Here is a 26,463-nt window from a genome sequence, read left to right on the forward strand (position 1 = left end):
ACTTAGGAAAAAGCCAATGAGTGCAATTGTTGATATCGTAGGCCGCGAAATCCTGGATTCGCGCGGAAACCCCACCGTGGAGTGCGACGTGTTGCTGGAATCCGGCACCATGGGCCGTGCTGCTGTGCCATCCGGCGCCTCCACCGGCAGCCGCGAAGCCATCGAGCTGCGCGACGGCGACAAGAAGCGTTACCTTGGCAAAGGCGTGCTCAAGGCCGTGGAACATATCAACACCGAAATCTCCGAGGCTGTGCTGGGCCTGGATGCTTCCGAGCAAGCCTTCCTGGACAAGACCCTGATCGACCTGGACGGTACCGACAACAAGAGCCGCCTGGGCGCCAACGCGATGCTGGCGGTCTCGATGGCCGTGGCCCGCGCCGCTGCCGAAGAGTCCGGCCTGCCGCTGTACCGCTACTTTGGTGGCATGGGCCGCATGTCCATGCCCGTGCCCATGATGAACGTCATCAACGGCGGCGAGCACGCCAACAACAACCTCGACCTGCAAGAGCTGATGATCATCCCCGTGGGCGCCCCCAGCTTCCGCGAAGCACTGCGCTGGGGCGCTGAAGTGTTCCACGCGCTGAAGAAAATTCTGCACGACAAGGGCATCAGCACCGCAGTGGGCGACGAAGGCGGCTTTGCCCCCAACGTGGCCAACCACGAAGCCGCCATCCAGATGATTCTGGAAGCGATCGACAAGGCCGGTTATGTGGCCGGTGAACAGATCGCCCTGGGCCTGGACTGCGCAGCCAGCGAGTTCTACAAGGACGGCAAGTACCACCTCGAAGGCGAAGGTCTGACGCTGAACGCCGAAGAGTGGATCAACATCATGGCCACCTGGGTCGACAAGTACCCCATCATCAGCATCGAAGACGGCATGGCCGAAGGCGACTGGGACGGCTGGAAGAAGCTGACCGACCGCTTGGGCAAGAAGGTGCAAATCGTCGGCGACGACCTGTTCGTCACCAACACCAAGATCCTGAAGGAAGGCATCGACAAGGGCATTGCCAACTCCATCCTGATCAAAATCAACCAGATCGGTACGCTGACCGAAACCTTTGAAGCCATCGAGATGGCCAAGCGCGCCGGCTACACCGCCGTCATCAGCCACCGCTCGGGCGAGACCGAAGACAACACCATCGCCGACATCGCTGTGGGCACCAACGCCGGCCAGATCAAGACCGGTAGCTTGAGCCGTTCGGACCGTATGGCCAAGTACAACCAGTTGCTGCGCATAGAAGAAGACTTGGGCGATGTGGCCAGCTACCCCGGTCGTGCCGCGTTTTATAACCTCCGCTGAATAGGTTAGTGGGCAAGCACATTGTTCCTGCAGCCTTGATCGCCCTGCTGGTGATCTTGCACGGCCAGTTATGGTTCGGCAGGGGCAGTGTGCCCAATGTCACAAAGTTGATGCGCCAGTTGGACGAGCAGCAGCAAGCCAATGCCAATGCCACGCGGGCCAATGAGCGCCTGGTGGCCGAGATCAACGATCTGCGCGAAGGCTTGGAGATCGTCGAAGAAAAGGCCCGCTCCGAGTTGGGCATGGTCAAGGCCAACGAAATCTACGTCCAGATCGCCAAGTAGTTCGCACACTACTCTGCGCGGCACACCTCTCCCGTATGAAGATCGCTGTTGTGGGAGCTCCGGGCACGGGCACATCCACCCTGGTTGCGGCCTTGCGCCTGGCCCTGGCGCCTGCCGCAAGCTCCGAAGAATCGCGCAATGACACCATGGTTGATGAAGGCTGGGCATTGGCTGAAGCCGTGCGGCAGGATGTTCTTGCACAAGACCGCTCGCACTACCCTTTGGCACTGGCCCAGCATCGCCGCTTCGACCTGACCCTGCTGATGGGCCTGGACCTGGCGCCTATGCCTGGAAAAGCCAGCGCGGTAACCGCACAACACGATGCGGCTCTGCGCCATGCCTTGGACAGCCATGCTATGGCCTATGCGGTGGTCTATGGCAGCGGGCAAGCACGCCTGGATTGCGCCCTGCAGGCCATTGCCTACCACCGCAAACCAAATGCTCGGCGGTCGTCTACGCCATCGGCCTGGCAGTGGTGCTGCGACACCTGCTCCGACGCGGCCTGCGAACACCGCCTGTTCACCGCTTTGGTGAACGGCCGAGGCTCAGTGCGGCCCTGAGCCGCCGGGATGCTGCTGCACCGGTGCGGTGAACAACTGCGCCGCATCGACCGCATCGAAGCGGTATTGCATGCCGCAGAACTCGCAGGCGACTTCAATGTCCGGGCGTTCGACCAGCACGTGCTCCACCTCCTCGCGGCCCAGGCTCACAATCATGCGGCCCACGCGCTCGCGACTGCAGGAGCAGGCGAAGTGCGGCGCGGTAGCGCCCTCCAGTGGCTCAAAGCGGGTCAGGGATTCTTCCCAGAACAAGCGGTGCAGAATAGTTTCCACATCCAGCGTCAACAGCTCTTCGCGCTTCAGGCTGCTGGCCAGAATGGCGATGCGGTTGTAGTGCTCGTTCACGCCGATCTGGTCTTCGTTTTCCCTGCTGACCAGGCTGCCCGACAGGTTGTCGGTGCCCTGCATCGGCAGGCGTTGAATCAGCAAGCCGGCGGCCACCTGGTCGTTGGCGGCTAGCACCAGCGTGGTGTCCAACTGCTCGCTTTGCAGCATGTAGTGCTCCAGCACCTCGCTGATGTTGTCGATCTTCTTGCGCTGGTCGTCAAACAGCGGCACCACACCCTGGTAGGGCTGCTGTCCGGGGAGCTTGTTTTTGGGGTCCAATGTGATGGCGCAGCGTCCCTCATTGCCCACGTTAACCAGCTCGCTCAGCGTGGTCGCGCCATCCAGCTCGCCCACCACGGTGGCGGTGGCGCGCAGGGCCAGATCCGGCTGCACCTCCACCACGGCCAACTTGACCGGGCCATCGCCAAAAATCTGCAAAACCAGTGAGCCATCAAACTTGATATTCGCCTGCATCAACGCAGCGGCGGCCACCATTTCGCCCAGCATGTCGCGCACCGGGGCCTCGTAGGGGCCGGTATTGGTGTTGGACGCACGCCGGCGCAAGATTTCGGTCCAGGTGTCGGTCAAACGCACCACCATGCCGCGCACGGGCAGGCCATCAAACAAAAACTTGTGCAATTCAGACACGCAGGGCTCCTAAGCAGTAACAACGGGCCACACCGGCAATGGCGGCCCCATGGGGTTCAATCGGCAATTTTCTTCAGCCCGCGCTTAAAGCGCTTGGCATTCTCGATGTAGTGGATGGCGCTCATCTTCAGCCCGTCCTGCTGGGCTTGCGAGAGTTCGCGCACGGCCTTGGCGGGGCTGCCCAGGATCATGGAGCCATCGGGGAATTCCTTGCCCTCGGTGACCAGTGCGCCAGCCCCCACTATGCAGCCCTTGCCGATCTTGGCGCCATTGAGCACCACGGCGCCAATGCCGATCAGCGCACCATCGCCAATAGTGCAGCCATGCAGCATGACCTGGTGGCCCACGGTGACGTTTTCGCCAATGGTCAGCGGCATACCGATGTCGGCGTGCAGCACGCTGCAATCCTGGATATTGGAGCCGCGGCCAATGCGGATGACTTCGGTATCGCCACGCACCACCGCGCCAAACCAGATGCTGGTGTCTTCGGCTAGCTCCACATTGCCCATGACCTGGGCGCTGTCGGCCACCCAGGCGGATTCGGCCAAGCGGGGGGCGATGCTATCGAGTTCGTAAATGGCCATGGGGGAGTTTCCTGATCAATCGAGAGGCGGGACTTGTTCCCTAGAATTGTAAGTATGGAACTTAGGACACGTGCCCTCGCGGTTTTTTGCCTGACCGACCCCAACGAAAAGGCCGCAGCAGCCATGGCATTAACACTGGGCGGCGAAACAGCGGGCGCCTTGGACTGCGCATTGCAACTGGACTACACCGGGCAACCCGGTCGCCCCGCTCAGCCCCATCTGGTGCATCCCCAAGAGGTGCCCCGCCGCTCGCCTTTCACCGCCGAGGGCCACTGCGCGCTGGTGCACTCCATCGCCCACATCGAGTTCAATGCCATCAATCTGGCGCTGGATGCCATCTGGCGCTTTGCCGGCATGCCGGCCGACTACTACACCGACTGGCTGCAGGTTGCACAGGAAGAGGCCAAGCATTTCACGCTCTTACGCAACCACCTGCTGGAGCAGGGTCGCGACTATGGCGATTTTGTGGCCCACGACGGCCTGTGGACCATGTGCGAGAACACCCGCCATGATGTGACCGCCCGCATGGCCCTGGTACCGCGCACGCTGGAGGCACGTGGATTGGACGCCACTCCCATCATCCAGGCCAAGCTGCGTAAGGTGGGCACGCCGCAGGCGCTGGCCGCGGTGGAGATTCTGGACGTCATCCTGACCGAAGAGGTGGGCCACGTCGCCATTGGCAACCGCTGGTACCACTGGCTGTGCCAGCGTGGGGGGCTGGACCCCTATGCCTTTTACGCCGAAGCGGCCGCCCGGCACGGTGCTCCGCGACTGAAACCGCCCTTCAACCTGCGGGCGCGCAAGCTGGCCGGCTTCTCGGACGCCGAGCTCGCGGCTCTGCCCCAGTAACAACTCGAAATCGCTATCAATAGCGTAGCGGCATACGTATATTTCACGAGGGCTAGAGGCCAATTTAGCCTATACTGTTTTGGCAGAAACCGGTATCTGCGGCGCACAATCCGACACAGGCGCGCGCGCCGCAGGCACAATGCCCAACAACACGTTCCACCACCTGCCATGGGGCCTTCGCCAGCAATGACCCAACCGGATACCGCCGCCGCACCACGCATCGGCCGCCCCCTGGCGGTGGCGTGCGTGGTGTTTGTGCTGGCTCTGGCGGCCAGCGCGACCGTGATCTGGCGGCTTGAGCAGCGCGGCATGGCCGCCGAGCGGATGCGCATGGCGGCCCTTGCCAGCGACCATGCGCATGCCATCCAGACCACGATGGAGCGGGCTCTGTCGGCCACCTATTCCATCGCCGCCATGGTGCGCCAGGGCAAGGGCAATGTGCCCGACTTTGAAGGCGTGGCCGCCGAAATGCTGCCCTGGTACCCCGGCGTTTCCATACTGGGCCTCAGCCCCAACGGCATCATCCAGCGCGTGGCGCCGCTGAAGGGCAACGAAAAGTCCATAGGCTTCAACCAATTGGCCGACCCCAAGCAGGGGCGCGAGGCCCGCATGGCCCGCGACACCGGCAAGCTCACGCTGGCCGGGCCGCTGAAGCTGGTCCAGGGTGGCCTGGGCGCCGTGGGGCGCCTTCCCATCTTTCTGGATGGCCCGGATGGCAGGCCCGTGTTCTGGGGACTGACCTATGCCGTCATCCGCTTCCCACAGGCCCTGAGCAATGTACGGCTGAACCAGCTGACTGAGGCCGGCATTGCCTATTCCCTGTGGCGCACCAACCCCGACACCGGCCAACGCGACACCATTGCCGGCAGCGAAACCGGCCTGGATGACCCGGTGGAGCGCAACCTGACCGTACCCAATGGCGAATGGACACTCAGCGTGGCGCCGATAGGAGGCTGGGGCGGTACACCGGAGCTGACCGCCAAAGCCGCGCTGGGTTTGCTCTTGAGCGCCATGCTGGCCTATGCCAGCAAGCTGCTGATGGAACTCAAGGCCCACGAACGCGGCCAAGACGAATTGATAGCCCAGCGCACGACCGAGATCGCGTCATCACAAAACCGCCTGAAGGCCACACTGGAGGCCATACCCGACGTGATGCTGGAGATGGGGTTGGACGGCACCTACCACGATTACCACGCGCCGCGCTCCAACACATCCTTCCCACCGGCCGAGTTTTTCCTGGGCAAGAAAGTGTCGGACGTGCTGCCGCCCGATGCGGCGCGCGCCGTGATGTCTGCGTTGCAAGAAGCCAATGAACAAGGCCACTCCGAGGGCCGCGAGTTTGCGCTGCAGACCTCCAAGGGCAATTTCTGGTTCGAGATCTCGTTGACCCGCAAGCAGGGCACGGGCGAGCCGCGCTTTATCGTGCTGTCGCGCAATGTGACGCAACGCAAAACCGCCGAGGAAGAGATCAACAAGCTGGCTTTCTACGACCCGCTGACCAACCTGCCCAACCGCCGGCTGATGGTGGACCGCCTGCGCCAGGCATTGGCCGTCAGTGGCCGCAGTGGCCGCATCGGCGCCCTGCAATTCATTGACCTGGACAACTTCAAGACACTGAACGACACCCAGGGCCACGACATGGGCGACATGCTGCTGCAGCAGGTCGCCATGCGCCTGAGTGCCTGCATGCGCCAGGGCGATACCGTGGCCCGGCTGGGCGGCGATGAATTCGTCGTGATGATCGAGGAACTCAGCGAAGACCGTGAAGAGGCAGCAGCCCAGGCCGAGATGATTGGAGAAAAGATTCTGGACACGATCAGCATGCCCTACAAACTGGCCGGACTGGAATACCAGATCACGCCCAGTATCGGTATCACGCTATACGCCAACCACGAGCAATCCACTGACGAGCTGCTCAAGCAGGCCGACCTGGCCATGTACCAGTCCAAAGCGGCCGGGCGCAACACGCTGCGCTTCTTCGACCCCGCCATGCAGGCCGTCATTACCACCCGCGTCAAGCTGGAGAACGATATCCGCCAGGGCATTCTGCAAGGGCAGTTTGTGCTGTACTACCAGCCCCAGATCGACCGCGACGGCCGCGCCGTGGGCGCCGAGGCGCTGATGCGCTGGCCCCACCCCGAGCGGGGCATGGTGTCGCCGGCCGAGTTCATCCCGCTGGCCGAAGACACCGGGCTGATACTGCCATTGGGCAACTGGGTGCTGGAGACCGCCTGCACACAACTGGCCCTGTGGGCCAAGGACACGGCCACGCAGGACCTGACATTGGCGGTCAACGTCAGCGCCCGCCAATTCCGCCAGCCGGATTTTGTGGAGTATGTGCTGGACCTGATCACCTATACCGGCGTCAACCCCCGCCGGTTGAAGCTGGAGCTGACCGAAAGCCTGCTGGTCAACGACGTGGACGAGACCACGCTCAAGATGACGGCGCTGAAGGCGCGCGGCGTGGGCTTCTCGCTGGACGACTTTGGCACCGGCTACTCCTCACTGTCGTACCTCAAGCGCCTGCCGCTGGACCAACTGAAGATTGACCAATCCTTTGTGCGCGACTTGATGACCGACCCCAACGACGCGGCCATTGCGCTGGCCGTCATCACGCTGGGCCACGCCCTGGGGCTGGCCGTCATTGCCGAGGGTGTGGAGACGCAGGCCCAGCGCGATCATTTGCACAGCCAAGGCTGCGACGCCTACCAAGGCTACCTGCTGGGGCGGCCTATGCCTCTGGCAGATTTTGAGAGCAGTCTGCACGCGGCCACCAGCACCTCATCTTTAGCAGCCCCCTCCCATGGCTGAAAACACCACTCCCTCACCTTTATCGCTTCAAGTTTCCGTGGCATCTGTCAGCTTTGCACACCAGGCCATCCTGGATCGCACCCAGGCCGTTGTGGCCTACGAATTGTTCAACCGCGCACCCCTGTCGCAGGGCCACACAGCCGCCACCGACGCGCAGCTGCTGTTCAATGTGCTCAGCGCCGTGGACAACCGCTCGCCCATCGGCGAGAAGACCGTGTTCATCAATTGCACCCACGACAGTCTGGCCGGCGGCCACCTGGACCTGATAGACCCCGAGCGCGTGGTGCTGGAGATACCGCCCATGCCGGTGTCCGAGGTCGACCAAATACAGACCCGCCTGCCCCACCTGCAAGACCTTCAGCGCCGCGGCTTTCGCCTGGCGTTCGACTACTCGGTGCTGACACACTCTTATGTGTCGTGGCTCGAGTTAGCCTCGTTCATCAAGTTTGACCTGGCGGTCATACGGCCCCAGTCCATCCCATCCTTCGTCAAGCTGGCACAGGCCAAGTCGCAAGCCCAGCTGGTTGCCGAAAAAGTGGAGACGCCAGCGCAGTACGCACTGCTGGCAGACCTGGGTGTGCAACTGTTCCAGGGCTTCTGGTTTGCCAAGCCGGTGCTGGTGCAAGGCCAATCCGTGCGGCCGGGACAGGCCATCATCTTGCAGCTCATCAACCTGGTGCGCCAGCAGGCCAGCACCGCCGACATTGAAGAAGTGCTCAAGCACGACCCCACGCTGTCCTTCAACCTGCTGCGCTTCATCAACTCGGCCGGCTTCGGCGCGCGCACCGAAGTCACATCGTTCAAGCACGCGGTCATGCTGCTGGGCTTGAACCGCCTGTTCAAGTGGGCGGCGCTGCTGCTGACCACATCCCGCAACGGCGACGTGCCCCCCGCGGTAGGCACCACCGCGGTTGTACGCGGCCGCCTGATGGAACTGCTGGCAGCCGACTCTGCGCTACCGCCCGAAGAGAGCGACAACGCATTTGTGGTGGGCGTGTTCTCGCTGCTGGACACCATGCTGGGCATGCGCATGGAGACCGCATTGGCTACCGTGTCCCTACCCGATGTGGTGACACAAGCCCTGCTACACCGCACCGGCCCGCTGGCTCCGTTCCTGGAGCTGACCATTGCCTGCGAGACGGGCGATGACGCGGCTTTTGCCAGCAGCACGACACTGCTGTGCCTGACCGACAGCCAGGTCAATTGGGCGCATGTGCAGGCTTTGGCTTGGGCTGAGACCATGGGTGTGTAGGCCGTGCCGCTGATCCTTCTTTCACCATTGACACCATCACCGCCATGACAACACTTCGAATCGCATCCTGCAGTTGCGGCCAACTGACCGCCAAGGTCACCGGAGACCCCATCCGCGTGTCCGTCTGCCATTGCCATGCCTGCCAGCGCAGAACCGGTAGCGTCTTTGGCACACAGGCCCGGTTCCCGCGGCAAGCGGTTGAGATCCAAGGCGAAGGCACAGACTACGTCCGTGTGGGCGACAGCGGCGGCAAATGCAAGTTTACGTTCTGCCCCATTTGCGGCACAACGGTCTACTACGTCATAGAAGGCCGAGAAGAAAACATCGCCATTCCCGTAGGGGTCTTTGCAGATTCAAACTTCCCACCACCCGTGTTCTCGGTGTATGAAGAGCGGATGCATGCTTGGGTCTCCATGCCGGAAGATATGGAGCATATGGCTTAGCGAGATGGTGGGTGCGGGGCATTTGCGCAACAAGCTTCAGCGACTGATTTCCAAAAGTTCCGTGAGGCTTGGTGGGTACGCGAGCGGCAGGTTGGGGCCAGTTGCAGGCATTGGACAACGGCTGCTTACAGGAACTCCAGCCTTAGACTCCCGGCTGACAGTTGCGTCAGCCAAAAAAGGAGAACACTACATATCCCAGTGAAGGAATGAGAATCAACTGTGCCTCCTCTTTCGTAGTGTAATAGGCGCCTTTTTCCTTCGCCGCAGCGACTATCTTTGCTTGGGCTTCGTTACTCAAACCGGAACACAACATCCACGATCCTTCGCTTAGCCACGATGGAGGAACTGGCGTCTCTTTCCACTCTTCATATTTGTAATAGTGCTCGTTCAGATGCCCTCGTGCTTGCGTAGCTCCGGAAAGAGCGTTGAGTCCACTTCTCTTGATGGTCTCAAGTGTTTCGTTCGATACTTTGAACACAGCGGTTCCACACCCTTCTCTAAACCCGCCTTCTTCACTGATGGATATTGGATAGGTGATTCCAATCTGCACGGGTAGAACCTTCGAAAACCACCAGTACTGAACCGCCTCATATGCAAAAAACGGCGCTATTGCCACTATGGTCAACACAAGGTACACCTGCTTCCGAAACAGCTTGAAGAGCAGCAACAGATATCCTGTAGACAACGGCAGTGTTATTGGCCAAAAGAAAATAAAAGCGAAAAGCATAGGTTATGAATGACTAACGATCTGCGTCTACAACTTTTGGAGTTGCAAGGTCTTCCCGGTCGTTAGCGGACCACAATGCCTTGTCAGTGGCGAAACAGTAGCGATTCCATTGATGGAACTCACAAACCGATCACTTTCTCCGAAAGGGAAACACTCGATTGATGTACTTGAGTTTCGGAGGATTTAGTCTGATCGCGGTCCGTGAGGTCTTGATGAACTATGTGAAGTTGGCGTGAAGTTGCCAGCTGGAAAACCACTTTGGGCTTAGCTGCTTGGTGCCACTCGCGGAAGTTGATCAGAGACTGCTTTCCGGAGGACAATCGCATCCACTTGTCAGACTCATGGATGAGAAGTCGCCTGTGGTCCACTCACGGCCAACGTTAGCGCGTGAAGTCGTGCTGCTCCAATGACCGTTGATTGGAATTCCGTAACACTGCTTCAAACCAAAATTCAAACTCAGCATCCGTTTCGACATGACATCAGACAATCAATTGAAACTAGCCCGACGCATGCTGGTTAGGCCCCCCACAAGCTGTAGCTGGGATGACATGCTCAATCATGAAGACGACCTGATCTGGCCCACTCAGTCGAGGCAACCGCATGTTGGGGAGCTTCGTTGTTGCGTCGACTCCATCGGGCTGACCTTAGCCTTTCTAGCATTGCCCCCTGCCGGATGGCGGCAGCTTGAGGACGAGTTCGGCAAGGCAGCGGTGGCGTTTCGCTTCATGATGCTGCCAAGCGACATTGATGTCTTTCTCAAATCTTCGGCTGCAGCGCGCCCGGTCCGTCTGTATGAGGATGGACCAGTAGTTCCTCCTGCGCCTGCGGCCGACCCGCTCGAGTCCGTGATGAAGTTAATAGAAGCTGCGGTCACCAAGGCGGCGGCTTCTGTTGATAGCAAGACGCGAGTGCGTCCGTTGATGAACAAGAGAGGGGCGCTTCAACTGTTGGTCATAACCAGCACCATCGTGACTCGCGATCGATTGCATCAGCTTCCTGCGTTCCGCTACGCGCTGGAGCGCCTGCGCGCCCAGTTGCGTACCGAAAAAATCAATTTGCACAGAGTGTCGATCGAAGCGCAGGAGGTCATCGATCGGGTTGATCACTTGATTACAGCGGAGGACATACTGAGAAAGGGGGAGGCACCGCAGTTGCACTTCGCTCGAGGACCATGGGACACCATTCGCCAGCTGTGGCCATTTGGCAAACGCTGATTCACGATCCGGGGATTTGCACTCGCGCCCAAGCCCGAACGAGTTCGTCAAAGGGACGCCAAAATACTACGCATTTTGGTTCCCTCCGCTACGCTCCGGCGCCCGTTACATCCAACGTTATCCGATGTCTGCTTCACGGCGCTGAATTCGAAACAGGCTACGCCCGCTCTCCCCAAAAACACCTCTCACCCCCGCGGATGGTGCAGCGCATGCAGCGTAGCCAACCGTTCCCGGGCGATGTGCGTGTAAATCGTCGTCGTGGAAATGTCCGCATGCCCCAGCAGCATCTGCACGGCGCGCAGGTCGGCGCCGTGGTTGAGCAAGTGGGTGGCAAAGGCGTGACGCAGGGTGTGGGGTGACAGTGGCACCTTGATGCCGGCGGCCGCGGCGTGCTTTTTCACCACCATCCAGAACATCACGCGCGACATGGCGGTGCCGGGGTTGGCGCCGCGCACAGTGATGAACAAGTCATCGGTCTGCTTGCCGGCCAATAGCTCAGCGCGCGCTGCGCCCAGGTACTGGCGCAGCCAGTCGCCGGCCACCTGGCCATAGGGCACCAGGCGCTCCTTGCTGCCCTTGCCCAGCACGCGCAGCACCTGGTCGTTGAGGCTGATGTTCAAGGTCTTCAGCGTCACCAGCTCGCTGACGCGCAGGCCGCTGGCGTACATCAGCTCCAGCATGGTGCGGTCGCGCACGCCCAATGCGGTGGAGGTGTCGGGTGCGTTGAGCAATGCCTCTACCTGCGCCTCGGTCAGCGTCTTGGGCACGCGCAGCGCCTGTTTGGCGGACTGCAGTTTCAGCGTGGGGTCTATCTGCAGCAGGCCCTCGCGCAGCGCCCAGTGGAAGTAGCGTTTGAACACCGTCAGGCGGCGGTTGGCGGTGGTGGCTTTGGTGTGGGCGTGGCTGTCTGCAAAATAGGCTTGCAGATCAAGCTCGGTAGTTTGCTGCAAGCGGTGGCTGGAGCGCTGGGCCAGCCACGCGGCGTACAGCGTCAGGTCGCGGCGGTAGGCGGCCAGGGTGTTTTTGGAGAGGCCGTCTTCCAGCCAGAGGGCGTCGACAAAAGCATCAATCTCTGCCTGGTCTGCTGACAGTGCCCCACCCTGCTCTGCATTCATTCCAGGCGCAGCTTGGCCGTGTCGACGACCTTTTTGTAGACCTCGTATTCGGCCTTGATCTGGGCAGCAAACTGATCGGGCGTGTTGCCCAGCACCAGCGAGCCGGTGTCTTCAATGCGCTTACGCACGGCAGGGTCTTCCAGCACCTTGCGCACGGCTGCGTTGATCTTGTCGACCACCTCCTTGGGCAGGCCCTTGGGGCCGTAGATGCCGTAGAAGGCCATGCGGTTGGCAGGCTCCAGCCCCACCTCTTTGAACGTGGGCACATTGGGCAGTTGCGACAGGCGCTGGGGCGCGGCCACCACAATGGGGACCAAACGGTTGGCGCTGATGAAGGGCATGGCCGATGGCATGTTGTCAAAGATCATGGGCACCTGGCCGGCCACGGTGTCGTTCAGTGCGGGCCCGGCGCCGCGGTAGGGAATGTGGGTGATGAAGGTGCCGGTCAGGCTTTTGAAGAGCTCGGTTTGCAGGTGGCCGATGCCGCCCGTGCCCGAGGTGGCATAGGAATACTTGCCGGGGTTGGCCTTAACCTCGGCCAGAAAGGTCTTGTAGTCCTTGCCTGGAAAGCTGGGGTGCACGGCGATCACATTGGGCGTGGCCGCCACGTTGATGATGGGCGTGAAATCGGTCAGCGGGTTGTAGGGGTTCTTGGGGTTGATGGCCGGGTTGGCCGCCACGGTGGACACCGTGGCCACACCCAGCGAATAACCATCGGGCGCGGCCTTGGCCGTCTCGTTGGCGCCGACCACACCGCCGCCGCCAGCCTTGTTTTCCACGATCACGCTCTGGCCCAAGACTTTGCCCAGTGGATCGGCAATGGTGCGTGCAATGATGTCGGTTGTGCCGCCGGGTGCAAATGGCACCTGCAGCTTGATGACTTTGTTGGGATAGCCCTGTGCCATGGCGGCGCCAGCCGCGAAGGCCAAGCCCAAGGTACATAGTAGTTGGTGGTGTCGCATGCGGGTGGTCTCCAGTGGGTTTGTAGTCGCTTCGCGCAGGGCAAATGGTAACCGCTGGTGCCGGCCAAACCAGAGCGGACGGCTGGTATTCTCAGACGGGTGAACTACGCCCAACTACTCTTCCCCGATTTCTCGCTCATCCTCTGCGGCTACCTGGTTTGCCGCTACACCGCCCTCAACCGCGCGGTCTGGCACCAGGTCGATGCGTTGGTGTATTTCTTCTTGTTCCCGGTGCTGCTGTTCCAGTCCATCGTCAAGAGCCCGCTGGATGTGGGTGCCGCGTCGCGCCTGATGGGTGCGGGCTGGGCCCTGGGCCTGAGCGGCATTGCGATGGCCTATGCGCTGCCCCATGTCCCGGTGCTGCGGCGCTGGATCGATCGGCGCGACCATGCCAGCAGTGCGCAGGTGGCGTTTCGCTTCAACTCCTTCATCGGCCTGGCGATTGCCGACCGCTTGGCGGGGGCGCAGGGGGTGCAGTTGTTTGCCGTGCTGATTGGCGTGTGCGTGCCGCTGTTCAACGTGGGCGCGGTGTGGCCCATGGCGCGCCATGCCCAACGCGGCTTTGCGCGCGAGCTGGTGCGCAACCCCCTGATCATCGCCACCGCGTCGGGTCTGGTGGCCAATCTGCTGGGTTTCACCATCCCCCACTGGCTGGAGACCTCGGTCAGCCGCATCGGCGCGGCGTCGCTGGCCTTGGGGTTGATGGCGGCGGGCGCCGGCATGCAGCTGGGCGCCATGGCGCGGGCCAAGGCGCTGGCGGTCTCGGTGCTGTCCATACGCCACCTGCTGCTGCCCATGGCGGCCTGGGGCATTGCCCGGTTGTTTGGCTTGAGCGCGGGCGAGACCACGGTGCTGCTGGTGTTCTCGGCCCTGCCCACCGCGTCCAGCTGCTATGTGCTGGCCAGCCGCATGGGCTATGACGGCGCCTATGTGGCGGGGCTGGTCACACTGTCGACGATGCTGGGCGTGGTCAGCCTGCCCTTTGCGTTGGCTGTTTTGCGCTAAAAAAGGCTCAAAAAAACCTATTTTGGGTTTGTTGAAGGGCCTTGCGATAAAAACCGGCCTCTAGCCCTCGTCGGATATGAATATATCGCTACACAAAAGATAGCAAACTACTCCACCACAGTAGCCGGGCTTGGCTGCATGGTGTGCCAGGACTGGCCGCGCAGCAGCAGCAAGGTCAGGCCCGCCAGCACCGCTACGGCCGTGATGGCGTTCTGCGCGCCGGCCACAAAGCTGGGGGCACTGATGCCATCGGGCATCCACTTGGCAATGCTCTCCAGGTAGTAGCGGGCATAGAGCAGCAGCAGCAGCGGCGCCATCCAGGTGCCCAGGCGCGCGGCCCAGCCACCGGCTTCGGCCAGCACGGCCCGGCTGGCTAGCAGGAACAAGGCAGAAGCGATGAAGACCACGGTGAACAGCGTGCCCATGATGGGCTTGGCCGCGCCGAACGACGCGCTCCAGTAGCTGTAGGGCGCCCAGGCCATGCAGGCCAGGCCCAGGCCCAGCGCCATGCGGCGGGCGCGCTTGGGGCCCAGGGCGTCGGCATAGCGGCTTGCTTCGCTAGCGGCTGCGGGCTTGAGCCAGGGTATGACCAAGATGCAGGCCAGGCCGAAGATGCCATCCACCAGCATGGTGGTCGGGTAGCCCCAGGCCTCGATGGCAATGCCCTGCCAGGTGGCGGAGTACGAGATGGCCAGGTTCATCAAGGCCATATAGGCGGTGAACTGGGTGGCAGCCACGGCGGGGTTGGTCACGTCCATCATGATGGCCGAGCGCGTGCCATACATCAGGCCCTGGGCGACGGAGTACAGCAGCGTGCCTATCCACAATGCCGTCACCAGCGCAACGGGAACCTGGGGCCGGTTCTCGGCGCCCGCAGGAACCGGCATGACCCAGCCATACTTGGACAGCTCATGCATCATGTAGAACACCGGCACGCTCATCAGCGCCAAATAGACCGCCAACGTGCGCCGGCGGCCCCATTTGTCGGACACATAGCCACCCAGTACGCAGAAGCCGGCGTTCAGGATCGACGACCACACGCCCAACGCGGCGACCTCGTCATCGTTCATGCCCAGTTCGACCGCCAGGTTGGATTGCAAGGCCAGCCCCATGCACATGGCACCCGCCGGCAGCAGAGCAAACAGCAGGCCGCCAAAAGCGCCGGGGCTGCCCAGGAAGGAGCGGAACGAGTCGACCGCAAAGGTGCGCATCTCGCGCCCGGCCTGGGCCAGCTTGGAGCCCACCACCGCAGCCCGCACGGGCCCGGCCGCCTCTTTCATCGGTAAGACCACGAACACCGTCACGGCGAAGATGCAGGCCGCCACAAAAAAGAACGTGGGCTGGAAGCCTGTGACACCGCTGAGGAACAGCACACCGCTGCCACCGACCATGCTGCCGATCATGGCGCCGGCAAACATCATGCCGTTGGCCAGGCCGCGCTCGTCCTCGTGCAAGGTGCTGCAGGCCAGCGCGTCGATGGCCACGTCCTGCATGGCGCCAAAGGTGTTGTGCACCAAGAGGATGATGGTGAACAGGCCCAGCTGCGCGGGCAGGTCCAGCATCACGGTGGATAGCAGCGTCAGCGCCATCATCACCTGGGTGATCAGAATCCAACCGCGGCGGCGGCCAAAGCGGTCGGAAGAAAACACGTCAATGACCGGGCCAAAGGCCCACTTGAAGGCCCAGGGCAGGTAGAAGGAGCCGACAAAGGCGCCGATCTCGGCCGGGCCCACATCCAGCCGCCGCAGCCGCGTGGCGACGGCTGTGGCCGCAAAGCCCAGGGGGATGCCCTCGGTCACATACAAAAGAAAGAAAGCCATCAATCGACCATTTTTGGTGGCCAGCAGGTTGGGGAGTCGCATAAGGTTGTGCCTCAAAGTTTCATTGCCGGGCCGCCCCAAAATGAAACACTGCCCCCTTGGGGGGCAGCGCAACACACGCAGTGGTGAGCGTGGGGGTCCGGTGCCGCGGGATCATCGCACAGGGGGTGGGTCGGCCTCCCCCACGTTTTCCCTCGTGGGGCTGTACGGAAAGCGATCGTTTTGCGGTGTTTAGCGCGCTTGCGCCAGCGCCCACTCCACATGCTCGCGCACCAACGCGCTAGGGTGCTGCACCTGGCTCTGCAAAAACGCCCCCACATCGGCCCCAGCGCGCAGCGCATTGCCCAGCGCCACAGCGATATTGCGTTGCCAGCGCTCGTGGCCTATGCGGCGTATGGGGCTGCCTTCGGTGCGGTGCAGGAATTCGGCTTCGGTCCAGTTGAACATGTGCTCCAGTTGCTGGCCGCTCAAGCCATCGCGCGGGTCGAAGTCTTTGAGCGGGCTGCGCTGGGCGAACTTGTTCCACGGGCAGACCAGTTGGCAGTCGTCACAGCCATAGATGCGGTTGCCCATCAGCGGGCGAAACTCTTCCGGTATCGGCCCGGCGTGCTCAATCGTCAGGTACGAGATACAGCGGCGCGCGTCCAGCTTGTGGGGCGCGACGATGGCCTGCGTGGGGCAAGCGGTGATGCAGGCGCTGCAGGTGCCACAGTGTCCTTGCACGGGCTCGCTGGTGGGCAGCAGCACGTCCACATAAATCTCGCCCAAAAAGAACATCGAGCCCGCTTCGCGGTTCAGCAAGAGCGTGTGTTTGCCGCGCCAGCCCTGGCCGCTGCGAGCGGCCAGCTCGGCCTCCAGCACCGGGGCCGAATCGGTGAAGGCGCGGTGGCCAAAGGGGCCAATCTCCTGCGCAATGCGTTCGCTTAAGCGTTGCAGCCGGTTGCGCAAGACCTTGTGGTAGTCCCGCCCCCTTGCGTACACGGACACGACGGCCTCACCGGGGCGCTGCAGGCGGTCCAGCTCCACCGTGGTCCAGTCCTCGGGCGTGTTGCGCGGCAGGTAGTCCATGCGCGCGGTGATGACGCTGAGCGTACCGGGCACCAGCTCGGCCGGGCGCGCGCGCTTAAGGCCGTGGCTGGCCATGTAGGCCATGTCGCCGTGGAAACCGCGCGCAAGCCACTGCATCAACCCGGCCTCGGCCGAGGTTAAATCGACAGAGGCCACGCCAATTTGGGAGAATCCCAATTCCCGGGCCCAGGCCTGCATTTGCGAAACCAGCTGGTTGCCATCGAATTGAGCGCTATTGATCGTCACGCCCCCATTGTAAAAACCCTGGACTGGCCCGATGAAACGGCCACGCAGCGCTTTGCGCAGGCGCTGGCCGCGTCACCCGACGCAGCGCATGCCTTCATCGCCCTGCATGGCGACCTGGGTGCGGGCAAGACCACGCTGGTGCGCCACCTGCTGCGTGCGCTGGGGGTGACGGGGCGCATCAAGAGCCCCACCTATGCGGTGGTGGAGCCCTATGAACTGCCAGACCTCAATATCTGGCACTTCGACTTCTACCGTTTTGCCGACCCGCGCGAGTGGGAGGACGCGGGCTTTCGCGATATCTTCGCCAGCCCTGGACTGAAACTGGCCGAGTGGCCTGAGAAGGCCGGCGCCATGCTACCCTGCGCGGACTTGGATATCACCATTCTGACCACGCCCGACAACGCCCGCCACGTGACCCTGAGCGCCAACACACCCACCGGCACCGCCCTGCTGCATGCCGCCAGCGTCCCGCAGGGGCCCCAAGCGTGAAGCGTCGTGCCCTCCTGCGCTCGGGTGGCGGCATCGTGCTGAGCCTGGGGCTGGCCGAGTTGGCGCATGGTGCCAACATCATCACGGTGCGCGTGTGGCCGGCACCCGAGTATTCACGGGTGACGATCGAATCCGACAGCGCGCTGACAACCAAGCAAACCTTTGTGCCCAGCCCGCCGCGCCTGGCGGTGGACATTGAAGGCATCACGCTGAACCCGGCACTCAAGGAGCTGGTGGCCAAGGTGCGTGCCGACGACCCCAATATTGCCGGCATACGCGTGGGCCAGTTCACATCCAATGTGGTGCGGCTGGTCGTGGATTTGAAGCAGCCTATTCGTCCGCAGGTGTTCACGCTGACGCCGGTGGCCGCCTACCAGCACCGCCTGGTGCTGGACCTGTACCCGACGCAAGAGACCGACCCGCTGGAAGCCCTGATCGCGCAGCGCCTGCAAGAGACGCAGGCCAACCCGCCACAGACCAGTAGCAACAGTGCGGCAAAGCCCCACCCTGCGGCCGACCCTTTGGGTGAGCTGATCACCCAGCACACACAAAAGCCAGCGACCGCCGCCAGTGGGAGCGGCACATCAAGCACTACACAATCCATAGCAGCCCACGCAGCATCCACGGGGGCTAGCGCCCCAAATTCTGCAAAGCCTCCCGCCAAAACCGAGGCACCGGAGCCTGCGGCGACCGACCGTCTGATCATCATCGCGCTGGACGCAGGCCACGGCGGCGAAGACCCCGGTGCCGTAGGCCCCGGCGGCACCCGCGAGAAGGATGTGGTGCTGCGCCTGGCCCACCTGATGCGTGACCGCATCAATGCCACCAGCGTCAACGGCAATGCTATGCGCGCCTATCTGACGCGCGATGCCGACTTCTTTGTGCCGCTCCAGGTGCGGGTACAAAAGGCCCGCCGCGTGCAGGCCGATCTGTTCGTCAGCCTGCATGCCGACGCCTTCTTCACACCCGACCCGCAAGGTGCCAGCGTGTTTGCACTCAGCCAAGGCGGCGCATCCAGCAGCGCCGCGCGCTGGATGGCGGCCAAAGAGAATAAAGCCGACTTGATTGGCGGCATCAACGTCCAAGCCAAGGACGCCACCGTGCAGCGTGCCCTGTTGGACATGAGCACCACGGCCCAGATCAATGACAGCCTGAAGCTGGGCAGCACGCTCTTGGGCGAGATTGGCCGCGTCGGCAAGTTGCACAAGGCCAAGGTGGAACAGGCTGGCTTTGCGGTGCTGAAGGCGCCCGACATTCCCAGCGTGCTGGTGGAGGCGGCCTTCATCAGCAACCCCACGGAAGAGGCCAAGCTCAACAGTGATGAGTTTCTAAACCAGTTGGCCGACGCGCTGATGCGGGGCATCGAGCGCTATTTCTCCAAGAACCCACCGCTGGCGCGTAATCGGATCAGAAGCTAGCGGCCCCCGCCCAGCGATGGCTTGGGCGAGATCATTGTGCCTGCGTGGCCGCTGCAGCTGCAGCCGCCTTGCGCTTGGAGCGCCAGGCCCCCAGCAGCACAAAGAAGCCGGGCACAAAAATCATCGCCCAGATGATCTTGTCCAGGTTGGCCTTGACCCACGGGAAATTGCCGAAGAAGTAACCCACGGTGATGATGCCCACCACCCACAGCGCGCCACCCGTCACATCAAAGAAGGTGAAGCGCGTGCGCGTCATCTGCGCCACGCCCGCCACAAAGGGGGCAAAGGTGCGCAGAAAAGGCATGAAACGCGCAGCGACGATGGTGATGCCCCCATAGCGTTCATAGAACGCGTGCGCCGAGTCAAAGGCTTTGCGGTTGAAGAAGCGCGAGTCCTCCCACTGAAAGACCCGTGGCCCTATGAAGCGACCGATCGTGTAATTGGACTGGTTGCCCAGAATGGCTGCGGCCAGCAGCAGGCCTACCGACAGCGGGTAGCTCATCAGCCCCACGCCGCACATGGCGCCCACGACAAACAGCAACGAATCCCCCGGCAAGAACGGCATGACCACGACGCCGGTTTCAACAAAGATGATGACGAACAACAGCGCATAGACCCAGGTGCCGTAGTTCTGCACAAAGGCTTCGAGGTATTTGTCTACGTGCAGGACGAAGTCGATCAGAAAGGCAATCAGTTCCATGCGGAAGCTCTAGGTGGTATGTGGCGGGTCGGGACAAGAAAAAAGCCGCCGAGTTGGTTGACTCGGCGGCCTTGATGCTAACGTATGGTGGAGCTGGGGGGATTTGAACCCCCGTCCGCAAGCCTTCTTCGAACAGTTCTACATGTGTAGCCATCTGGTTTGAGTCTCGCCTTTTACATCGCGCAGTGGCACGCTATGCAAAACGCCAGCAACCTATTTTCTCGACCTGCCCTAAGTTACCCAAGGCGGACCCAGCCGAATGAAATTACCCCACAGCCTGGACAGCTTGCGCTACCCTTGCCCAGCCTATCGGCTTGCTGTTGTGAGGCTCACGTGCAATTAAGCAGCGAGTGCGAAACGTTCGTCGTTTGCAGTTAGTTTTTTTCTGCTGTTTTACGAGGTAACAGAACCTCGACATGCCCTGCTGCGCGTCCGAACCCACGTCGAAACCAGTGCAGCCCCAAGTCTTCTATTTTAGGCGCTAGCCAGCAATTGCAAGAGCGCAAGCGGAGAATTAATCTCGGCATGTGCGCCCCAGGCTTGGGTTTCGGTCTTTTGACCCAGATAGCCATAGCTCGCCGCCACGGTCTTCATGCCCGCGGCGAGGCCAGCGACCACATCACGCTCATCATCCCCCACATACACGCACTGGCTGGGCTCAACGCCCAGGCGCCGCGCGGCTTCCAGCAGCGGGGCTGGGTGGGGTTTGGCATGCGGCGTGGTGTCGCCGCTCACGATGGCGCCGGCATGGGTGAACAAGGGCATGGCGCGGGTCAGCGGGTCGGTGAAGCGAGACGACTTGTTGGTCACCACACCCCAGGGCAATTCCCTTTGCTCGATGCGGGCTATCAGCTCCTGCACACCATCAAACACCACGGTGCGCTGAGTCATGCAGGCCGAATAGTTGGTGAAAAACTCTTCCCGCATGGCTTCAAAGCCAGGTGTGTCTGGGGTGATGCCGAAGGCCACGCCCAGCATGCCGCGCGCACCGGCACCCGCCATGTGGCGGTAGGCGGATAGGGGTAAGGACGGCATGCCACGCGCCACACGCATTTGGTCGGCGGCGGCGCCCAGGTCAGGGGCGCTGTCAATCAGGGTGCCATCCAGATCAAACAAGATGGCGGCAATATTGGGAAAAAGCACGGGATTTGGCAACACTAAAGGGGCTTTTGGGTAGCGAAAAGGTAATTGACGTCGGTATTGCGGCTTAACGAATAGCGGGTCGTCAGCGGGTTGTACTCCAAACCACTGGTCTGACGCACATCCAGATCGGAATGGCGGCAGAAGCTGGCCAGTTCGCTGGGGCGGATCATCTTGGCGTATTCGTGTGTACCGCGGGGCAGCATATTGAGCACGTACTCTGCACCCACAATGGCCAGCATGAAGGACTTGGCATTGCGGTTCAGCGTAGAAAAGAACACCCAGCCGCCGGGTTTGACCAGATTGGCACAGGCCTGCACCACGGACGACGGGTCGGGCACGTGCTCCAGCATTTCCATGCAGGTGACGACATCAAAAGAAGCGGGCGCTTCGGCCGCCAAGTCCTCTACCGCGACCTCACGGTAGGCAATATTGGGGGTTTGAGCCTCCAGGGCGTGCAATTGCGCAACTTTGAGTGCTTTTGTCGACAAATCGATGCCCAATACATCCGCCGCACCACGGCGCGCCATGGAGTCGGCCAAGATACCGCCGCCACAGCCCACGTCCAAGGCGCGCAAGCCGGTCAAGGGGCAAATGGAATGGATCCAATCCAGCCGCAGCGGATTGATCATGTGCAGGGGGCGGAATTCGCTGTCCATGTCCCACCAGCGGTGGGCCAGCTCGGAGAATTTGGCCAGTTCGGCCGGGTCGGCATTCAAAGTGGTGTTGCTCATGCTGCGATTATGTACACATCAGGTTGCGTATCTGCCTTCGAGCCGCCAATAGGCCATGCTGAGGCAGCGTTTGGGCAACAAAAAACCCGCCGAAGCGGGTTTTTTGTTGGGAGGGTAGAAAACCCTGCCGGATTACTTGGAAGTGCGTGTACCCACGACTTCGATTTCAACGCGGCGGTTCTTGCTACGGCCTTCTTTGGTCTTGTTGTCAGCAACGGGTTGCTTTTCACCCTTGCCTTCGGTATAGACACGGCTCTTTTCGATGCCTTGAGACACCAAGTAAGCCTTCACAGCTTCGGAACGTGCCACAGACAGCTTCTGGTTGTAAGCATCGGTACCGACGGAGTCAGTGTGACCCACGGCGATGATGACTTCCAGGTTGATGCCCTTGACCTTGCTGGCCAGATCGTCCAGCTTGGCCTTGCCTTCTGGCTTCAGCACGGCTTTGTCAAAGTCAAAGAATGCGTCAGCGGCGTATGTCACCTTGCTCACCACGGGAGCGGGAGCGGGTGCGGGCGCGGGTGCTGGAGCAGGTGCCGGAGCGGGAGGAGGTGTCACCACGGGAGCAGGAGCGGGTGCGGGGGGAGCGATGGCGCCGTCGCAGCCTTGGGCTGCAGTAGCTGGCGTCCAAGCGCTGTCGCGCCAGCACAGACCAAAATTGCTCTTCCACACTTCACCGGACGAGCTCCTCCAGTTGTGGATTTCCTGTGCACCTGCTGCAGTAGCAAGTACTGCAGCAGCGATGGCGATTGCTACTTTATTCAGTTGTTTCATGAGGTTCCTTTTGCGTAACAAGCTGCAGCATCGCTGCGAATAATTTTTAGGACGACCCAGATCAGGGACGTTCAGGACATTGTGCCATACCCAAATAGGGCTTAATGTGCGGCGTTGCACACAAAGTCCCAGAATGTTGCCATCTTGCGACATCTGGCGGGTCGTAGAATGCAAGGTTGTCTCCGACATTGCCTGAAGCCATTCCATGACCCAGTTCGCCAAAGAAACCCTGCCAATCAGCCTCGAAGAGGAAATGCGGCGCAGCTACCTCGATTACGCCATGAGCGTGATCGTGGGACGCGCCCTACCCGATGCGCGGGATGGCCTGAAGCCAGTGCACCGCCGCGTGTTGTTCGCGATGCACGAGCTCAACAACGACTGGAACCGCGCGTACAAGAAGTCCGCACGTATCGTCGGCGACGTGATCGGTAAGTACCACCCGCACGGCGACCAGTCGGTATACGACACCATCGTCCGCATGGCGCAGGACTTTTCCATGCGCCACATGCTGGTCGACGGTCAGGGTAACTTCGGTTCGGTCGACGGCGACAACGCTGCGGCGATGCGTTACACCGAAATCCGCCTGTCCAAAATCGCCCACGAGTTGTTGGCCGACCTGGACAAGGAAACCGTCGATTTCGGCCCCAATTACGACGGCTCCGAAAAAGAACCCCTGGTGCTGCCCACGCGGCTGCCCAATCTGCTGGTCAATGGCTCGGGCGGTATTGCGGTCGGCATGGCCACCAATATCCCGCCGCACAACCTGAACGAAGTGGTGGATGCCTGCCTGCATCTGCTGAAGAACCCCGAAGCCTCCATCGACGAGTTGATGGAAATCGTGCCTGCGCCCGACTTCCCCACCGCCGGCATCATTTACGGCATCAATGGCGTCAAGGACGGCTACCGTACGGGCCGCGGCAAGGTGGTGATGCGTGCGCGTTGCCATTTTGAAGACATTGACAAGGGCCAGCGCCAGGCCATCATCGTCGATGAGTTGCCCTACCAGGTCAACAAAAAAACGCTGCAGGAGCGCATGGCCGAGCTGGTCCACGAGAAGAAGATCGAGGACATCAGCCACATCCAGGACGAGTCCGACAAATCCGGCATGCGCCTGGTCATCGAACTCAAGCGCGGCGCCGTGCCCGAGGTAGTGCTGAACAACCTGTACAAGCAGACCCAGTTGCAGGACACCTTCGGCATGAACATGGTGGCCCTGGTCAATGGCCAGCCCAAGCTGTGCAACCTGAAGGACCTGATCGAGGTTTTCCTGGACCACCGCCGCGAAGTGGTGACGCGCCGCACCATCTTCAACCTGCGCAAGGCGCGCGAACGCGGCCATGTGCTGGAAGGCTTGGCCGTAGCGCTGGCCAATATCGACGACTTCATCCGCATCATCCGCGAATCGCCCACCCCACCGGTGGCCAAGCAGGAACTGATGAACCGCCCCTGGGACAGCAAGCTGGTGCGCGAAATGCTCACCCGGACCCGTGCCGACGGTGGCCTGATCAATGCCGACGATTACCGCCCCGATGGCCTGGAAAAAGAATTCGGCATGGGCAGCGACGGCCTGTACCGCCTGTCTGAAACCCAAGCCCAGGAAATTTTGCAGATGCGTCTGCAACGCCTGACTGGCCTGGAGCAGGACAAGATCGTTGCCGAGTACCGCCAAGTCATGGCCGAAATCGACGATCTGCTGGACATCTTGGCCAAGCCCGCGCGCGTATCGGTCATCATTGGTGAAGAACTGGGTGCCATCAAACAAGAATTCGGCCAAAACAAGCTGGGCACACGCCGCAGCCTGGTCGAGCATTCCTCGTTTGACCTATCCACCGAAGACCTGATCACCCCCACCGACATGGTGGTCACCATGAGCCACAGCGGCTACATCAAGAGCCAGCCGCTCAACGAATACCGCGCCCAGAAGCGCGGCGGCCGCGGCAAGCAGGCCACCGCCACCAAAGAAGACGACTGGGTCGACCAGCTCTTTGTGGCCAATACGCACGATTACATCCTGTGCTTCTCCAACCGCGGCCGCCTGTACTGGCTCAAGGTCTGGGAAGTGCCGCAGGGCTCGCGCGGCTCGCGCGGCCGCCCCATCGTCAACATGTTCCCGCTACAAGAGGGCGAGAAGATCACGGTGGTGCTGCCGCTGACCGGCGAAAAGCGCACATTCCCCGCCGACCAGTACGTCTTCATGGCAACCAGCATGGGCACGGTCAAGAAGACGGCGCTGGACGAATTCAGCAACCCGCGCAAGGCCGGCATCATTGCCGTAGACCTGGACGCTGGCGACTTCCTGATCGGCGCGGCACTGACCGACGGCAAGCACGACGTGATGCTATTCAGCGACGGCGGCAAGGCCGTACGCTTTGACGAAAACGATGTCCGCCCCATGGGCCGCAATGCCCGCGGCGTGCGCGGCATGATGCTGGAAGACGGCCAGGGCGTGATCGCCATGCTGGTGGCCGAAGACGAGCAACAGAGCGTGTTGACCGCCACCGAAAACGGCTACGGCAAGCGCACATCCATCGTCGAATACACCCGCCACGGCCGTGGCACCAAGGGCATGATTGCGATCCAGCAGTCGGAGCGCAACGGCAAGGTCGTGGCCGCCACCCTGGTCCATGTTGATGACGAAATCATGCTGATCACCGACAAGGGCGTACTGGTACGCACCCGCGTGGCCGAGATCCGTGAACTGGGCCGTGCCACGCAGGGCGTGACATTGATAGGCCTGGACGAAGGCTCCAAGCTCAGCGGCCTGCAGCGCATCGTCGAGAACGATGCCAATGCAACAGGCGAAGAGACTCCGAGCACCGACGGCGGTGAGACCGAGGCGCCATAAGCATAGCCGGCCTATTTCTGTAACACTATCCCGTAACTTAGCGCACACTTCCCATCCATGGCCCGAACGCTCGCCGAACTTCGCATCCAGATTGACGCAGTCGATGGGGAATTGCTGAAACTGCTCAACCAGCGTGCGGCGTTGGCCAACGAAGTGGGCGAGATCAAGCGCCTGGAGGGCTCTGCGGTGTTCCGCCCCGAGCGTGAGGCCCAGGTCATCCACCACCTGCAGGAGGCCAATGCCGGCCCGCTGAAGAATGCCAGCGTCTCCATGATCTGGCGCGAAGTGATGTCGGCCTGCCGGGCCTTGGAGGCACCGCAGCGGGTGTCCTACCTGGGCCCGACCGGCACCTTCAGTGAAGAGGCGGCGCTGCGCTTTTTTGGCTCCAGCATCCAGCACATCCCCTGCGCCAATTTCGACGAAGTATTCCATGCGACCACCTCGGGCGCGGCCGAGTTTGGCGTCATACCGGTGGAAAACAACACCGAGGGCGTGGTCACCCGCTCACTGGACCTGCTGCTGCATTCGCCGCTGCACATCGTGGGCGAGATCAGTCTGCTGGTGCGCCACCATTTGCTGCGCAAATCGGCGTCACTGGAAGGCATTGAGGTCGTTTTGGCCCATCCCCAGGCCTTGGCCCAGTGCCAGCAGTGGCTCAACACCCATTTGCCCAACGCCGAGCGGCGAGCCGTCTCCAGCAATGCCGAAGGCGCCCGCCAAGCCGCCGGCAACCCCGCCTGGGCCGCCATTGCCAGCGAACGGGCTGGCTCGGAATTTGGCTTGCACATCGCATCCCACGCCATCCAGGACGAGGCCTTCAACCGCACCCGTTTTGTCGTCGTCTGCCTGCCCAGCACCATGCCGGCGCCGCAGGCCACTGGCAAAGACTGCGTCAGCCTGGTCGTGTCGGTGCCCAACAAGCCAGGCGCCGTGCACGACATGCTGGTCCCGCTGAAGCTGCATGGCGTGTCCATGACGCGCTTTGAGTCGCGCCCCGCGCGCTCTGGCCAGTGGGAATACTTTTTCTACATCGATCTGCAAGGCCACCCCACGCAACCGCACGTCGCGGCCGCGTTGCAGGACTTGCAAAACCTGTGCGCTTTCTACAAAGTGCTGGGAACCTACCCACTGGCCGATTGATGGATGCA

Annotated in this window: 24 protein-coding genes and 1 other RNA gene; 13 read left to right on the plus strand and 12 right to left on the minus strand. The window is 61.7% G+C overall.

The genetic code is table 11. From position 1 onward, the window contains the following. Positions 1–16 precede the first annotated feature (16 nt). The 3 genes from eno to AC07OO_RS09620 are packed head-to-tail and all read left to right on the plus strand — an operon-like array spanning position 17 to position 2,144. Positions 17–1,300, plus strand: coding sequence for a phosphopyruvate hydratase (gene eno / locus AC07OO_RS09610; RefSeq protein WP_495081880.1), 1,284 nt, complete (start codon positions 17–19; stop codon positions 1,298–1,300). A gap of 8 nt (positions 1,301–1,308) precedes the next feature. Continuing rightward, positions 1,309–1,584, plus strand: a complete 276-nt coding sequence (locus AC07OO_RS09615) for a septum formation initiator family protein (protein ID WP_495081881.1) — start codon at positions 1,309–1,311, stop codon at positions 1,582–1,584. Between the two features lie 35 nt (positions 1,585–1,619). Next, complete coding sequence (locus tag AC07OO_RS09620) at positions 1,620–2,144, plus strand: hypothetical protein (RefSeq protein ID WP_495081882.1); 525 nt, start codon at positions 1,620–1,622, stop codon at positions 2,142–2,144. On the opposite strand, the gene hslO is transcribed toward AC07OO_RS09620, so the two are convergent. Together hslO and AC07OO_RS09630 are read right to left on the minus strand one after the other, a co-directional pair. Continuing rightward, positions 2,130–3,119 (minus strand): Hsp33 family molecular chaperone HslO, encoded by a 990-nt coding sequence (hslO, locus tag AC07OO_RS09625; protein WP_495081883.1) that lies wholly within the window; start codon positions 3,117–3,119, stop codon positions 2,130–2,132. The two genes, AC07OO_RS09620 and hslO, sit on opposite strands and share 15 nt — an antisense overlap. 56 nt (positions 3,120–3,175) lie before the next feature. Beyond that, positions 3,176–3,703 carry a gamma carbonic anhydrase family protein gene (locus AC07OO_RS09630; protein ID WP_495081884.1) on the minus strand — a complete coding sequence of 176 codons (528 nt, stop codon included), beginning with the start codon at positions 3,701–3,703 and terminating at the stop codon, positions 3,176–3,178. Between the two features lie 54 nt (positions 3,704–3,757). On the opposite strand from AC07OO_RS09630, the gene AC07OO_RS09635 reads away from it, so the two are divergent. The 4 genes from AC07OO_RS09635 to AC07OO_RS09650 all read left to right on the plus strand — a co-directional run bounded on the left by AC07OO_RS09635 (position 3,758) and on the right by AC07OO_RS09650 (position 9,058). Further along, positions 3,758–4,552, plus strand: coding sequence for a ferritin-like domain-containing protein (locus AC07OO_RS09635; protein ID WP_495081885.1), 795 nt, complete (start codon positions 3,758–3,760; stop codon positions 4,550–4,552). A 186-nt stretch (positions 4,553–4,738) separates the two neighbouring features. Beyond that, entirely contained in the window at positions 4,739–7,363 is a 2,625-nt protein-coding gene (locus tag AC07OO_RS09640) for a bifunctional diguanylate cyclase/phosphodiesterase (protein ID WP_495081886.1), read from the plus strand. After that, positions 7,356–8,615 (plus strand): EAL and HDOD domain-containing protein, encoded by a 1,260-nt coding sequence (locus AC07OO_RS09645; protein ID WP_495081887.1) that lies wholly within the window; start codon positions 7,356–7,358, stop codon positions 8,613–8,615. Before AC07OO_RS09640 ends, AC07OO_RS09645 begins: the two co-directional genes overlap by 8 nt. 44 nt (positions 8,616–8,659) lie before the next feature. Beyond that, on the plus strand, positions 8,660–9,058 hold the full coding sequence (locus AC07OO_RS09650) for a GFA family protein (protein ID WP_495081888.1): 399 nt from the start codon (positions 8,660–8,662) through the stop codon (positions 9,056–9,058). A 166-nt stretch (positions 9,059–9,224) separates the two neighbouring features. On the opposite strand, the gene AC07OO_RS09655 is transcribed toward AC07OO_RS09650, so the two are convergent. Further along, entirely contained in the window at positions 9,225–9,785 is a 561-nt protein-coding gene (locus AC07OO_RS09655) for a hypothetical protein (RefSeq protein ID WP_495081889.1), read from the minus strand. Positions 9,786–10,333: 548 nt separating this feature from the next. Between AC07OO_RS09655 and AC07OO_RS09660 the strand changes: the two genes are divergently transcribed. After that, positions 10,334–10,999, plus strand: a complete 666-nt coding sequence (locus AC07OO_RS09660) for a hypothetical protein (RefSeq protein ID WP_495081890.1) — start codon at positions 10,334–10,336, stop codon at positions 10,997–10,999. A gap of 185 nt (positions 11,000–11,184) precedes the next feature. On the opposite strand, the gene xerD is transcribed toward AC07OO_RS09660, so the two are convergent. Continuing rightward, complete coding sequence (xerD, locus tag AC07OO_RS09665) at positions 11,185–12,114, minus strand: site-specific tyrosine recombinase XerD (RefSeq protein WP_495081891.1); 930 nt, start codon at positions 12,112–12,114, stop codon at positions 11,185–11,187. Further along, positions 12,111–13,076, minus strand: coding sequence for a tripartite tricarboxylate transporter substrate binding protein BugE (locus AC07OO_RS09670; RefSeq protein WP_495081892.1), 966 nt, complete (start codon positions 13,074–13,076; stop codon positions 12,111–12,113). The genes xerD and AC07OO_RS09670 overlap by 4 nt, the downstream gene beginning before the upstream one ends. 99 nt (positions 13,077–13,175) lie before the next feature. Here AC07OO_RS09670 and AC07OO_RS09675 point away from each other — a divergent pair, with 99 nt between their 5' ends. Further along, positions 13,176–14,081: an AEC family transporter gene (locus AC07OO_RS09675; protein WP_495081893.1), complete on the plus strand. Its 906-nt coding sequence runs from the start codon at positions 13,176–13,178 to the stop codon at positions 14,079–14,081. A gap of 107 nt (positions 14,082–14,188) precedes the next feature. Here AC07OO_RS09675 and AC07OO_RS09680 read toward each other — a convergent pair whose 3' ends face one another. Together AC07OO_RS09680 and queG are read right to left on the minus strand one after the other, a co-directional pair. Next, positions 14,189–15,943, minus strand: coding sequence for an MFS transporter (locus AC07OO_RS09680; protein WP_495081894.1), 1,755 nt, complete (start codon positions 15,941–15,943; stop codon positions 14,189–14,191). Between the two features lie 189 nt (positions 15,944–16,132). Beyond that, entirely contained in the window at positions 16,133–17,167 is a 1,035-nt protein-coding gene (gene queG, locus AC07OO_RS09685) for a tRNA epoxyqueuosine(34) reductase QueG (protein ID WP_495083330.1), read from the minus strand. Between the two features lie 27 nt (positions 17,168–17,194). Between queG and tsaE the strand changes: the two genes are divergently transcribed. Next, positions 17,195–17,704, plus strand: coding sequence for a tRNA (adenosine(37)-N6)-threonylcarbamoyltransferase complex ATPase subunit type 1 TsaE (gene tsaE, locus AC07OO_RS09690; protein ID WP_495081895.1), 510 nt, complete (start codon positions 17,195–17,197; stop codon positions 17,702–17,704). Continuing rightward, positions 17,701–19,122 carry an N-acetylmuramoyl-L-alanine amidase gene (locus tag AC07OO_RS09695; protein ID WP_495081896.1) on the plus strand — a complete coding sequence of 474 codons (1,422 nt, stop codon included), beginning with the start codon at positions 17,701–17,703 and terminating at the stop codon, positions 19,120–19,122. The genes tsaE and AC07OO_RS09695 overlap by 4 nt, the downstream gene beginning before the upstream one ends. 31 nt (positions 19,123–19,153) lie before the next feature. On the opposite strand, the gene AC07OO_RS09700 is transcribed toward AC07OO_RS09695, so the two are convergent. The 5 genes from AC07OO_RS09700 to ompA all read right to left on the minus strand — a co-directional run bounded on the left by AC07OO_RS09700 (position 19,154) and on the right by ompA (position 22,470). Then, a complete protein-coding gene (locus AC07OO_RS09700; RefSeq protein WP_495081897.1) occupies positions 19,154–19,822 on the minus strand; it encodes a VTT domain-containing protein in 669 nt (222 codons plus the stop codon). Positions 19,823–19,907: 85 nt separating this feature from the next. Continuing rightward, positions 19,908–20,284, minus strand: a transfer-messenger RNA (tmRNA) gene (ssrA, locus tag AC07OO_RS09705). A 12-nt stretch (positions 20,285–20,296) separates the two neighbouring features. Next, positions 20,297–20,965, minus strand: a complete 669-nt coding sequence (locus tag AC07OO_RS09710; RefSeq protein WP_495081898.1) for an HAD-IA family hydrolase — start codon at positions 20,963–20,965, stop codon at positions 20,297–20,299. 14 nt (positions 20,966–20,979) lie between these two features. After that, positions 20,980–21,696: a bifunctional 2-polyprenyl-6-hydroxyphenol methylase/3-demethylubiquinol 3-O-methyltransferase UbiG gene (gene ubiG / locus AC07OO_RS09715; RefSeq protein ID WP_495081899.1), complete on the minus strand. Its 717-nt coding sequence runs from the start codon at positions 21,694–21,696 to the stop codon at positions 20,980–20,982. A 132-nt stretch (positions 21,697–21,828) separates the two neighbouring features. Next, entirely contained in the window at positions 21,829–22,470 is a 642-nt protein-coding gene (gene ompA / locus AC07OO_RS09720) for an outer membrane protein OmpA (RefSeq protein WP_495081900.1), read from the minus strand. A gap of 205 nt (positions 22,471–22,675) precedes the next feature. Between ompA and gyrA the strand changes: the two genes are divergently transcribed. Beyond that, positions 22,676–25,315 (plus strand): DNA gyrase subunit A, encoded by a 2,640-nt coding sequence (gene gyrA, locus AC07OO_RS09725; protein ID WP_495081901.1) that lies wholly within the window; start codon positions 22,676–22,678, stop codon positions 25,313–25,315. A 57-nt stretch (positions 25,316–25,372) separates the two neighbouring features. Then, positions 25,373–26,455 carry a prephenate dehydratase gene (pheA, locus tag AC07OO_RS09730; protein ID WP_495081902.1) on the plus strand — a complete coding sequence of 361 codons (1,083 nt, stop codon included), beginning with the start codon at positions 25,373–25,375 and terminating at the stop codon, positions 26,453–26,455. Positions 26,456–26,463 lie beyond the last annotated feature (8 nt).

It is taken from the genome of Rhodoferax sp. GW821-FHT07G04, from assembly GCF_059418585.1.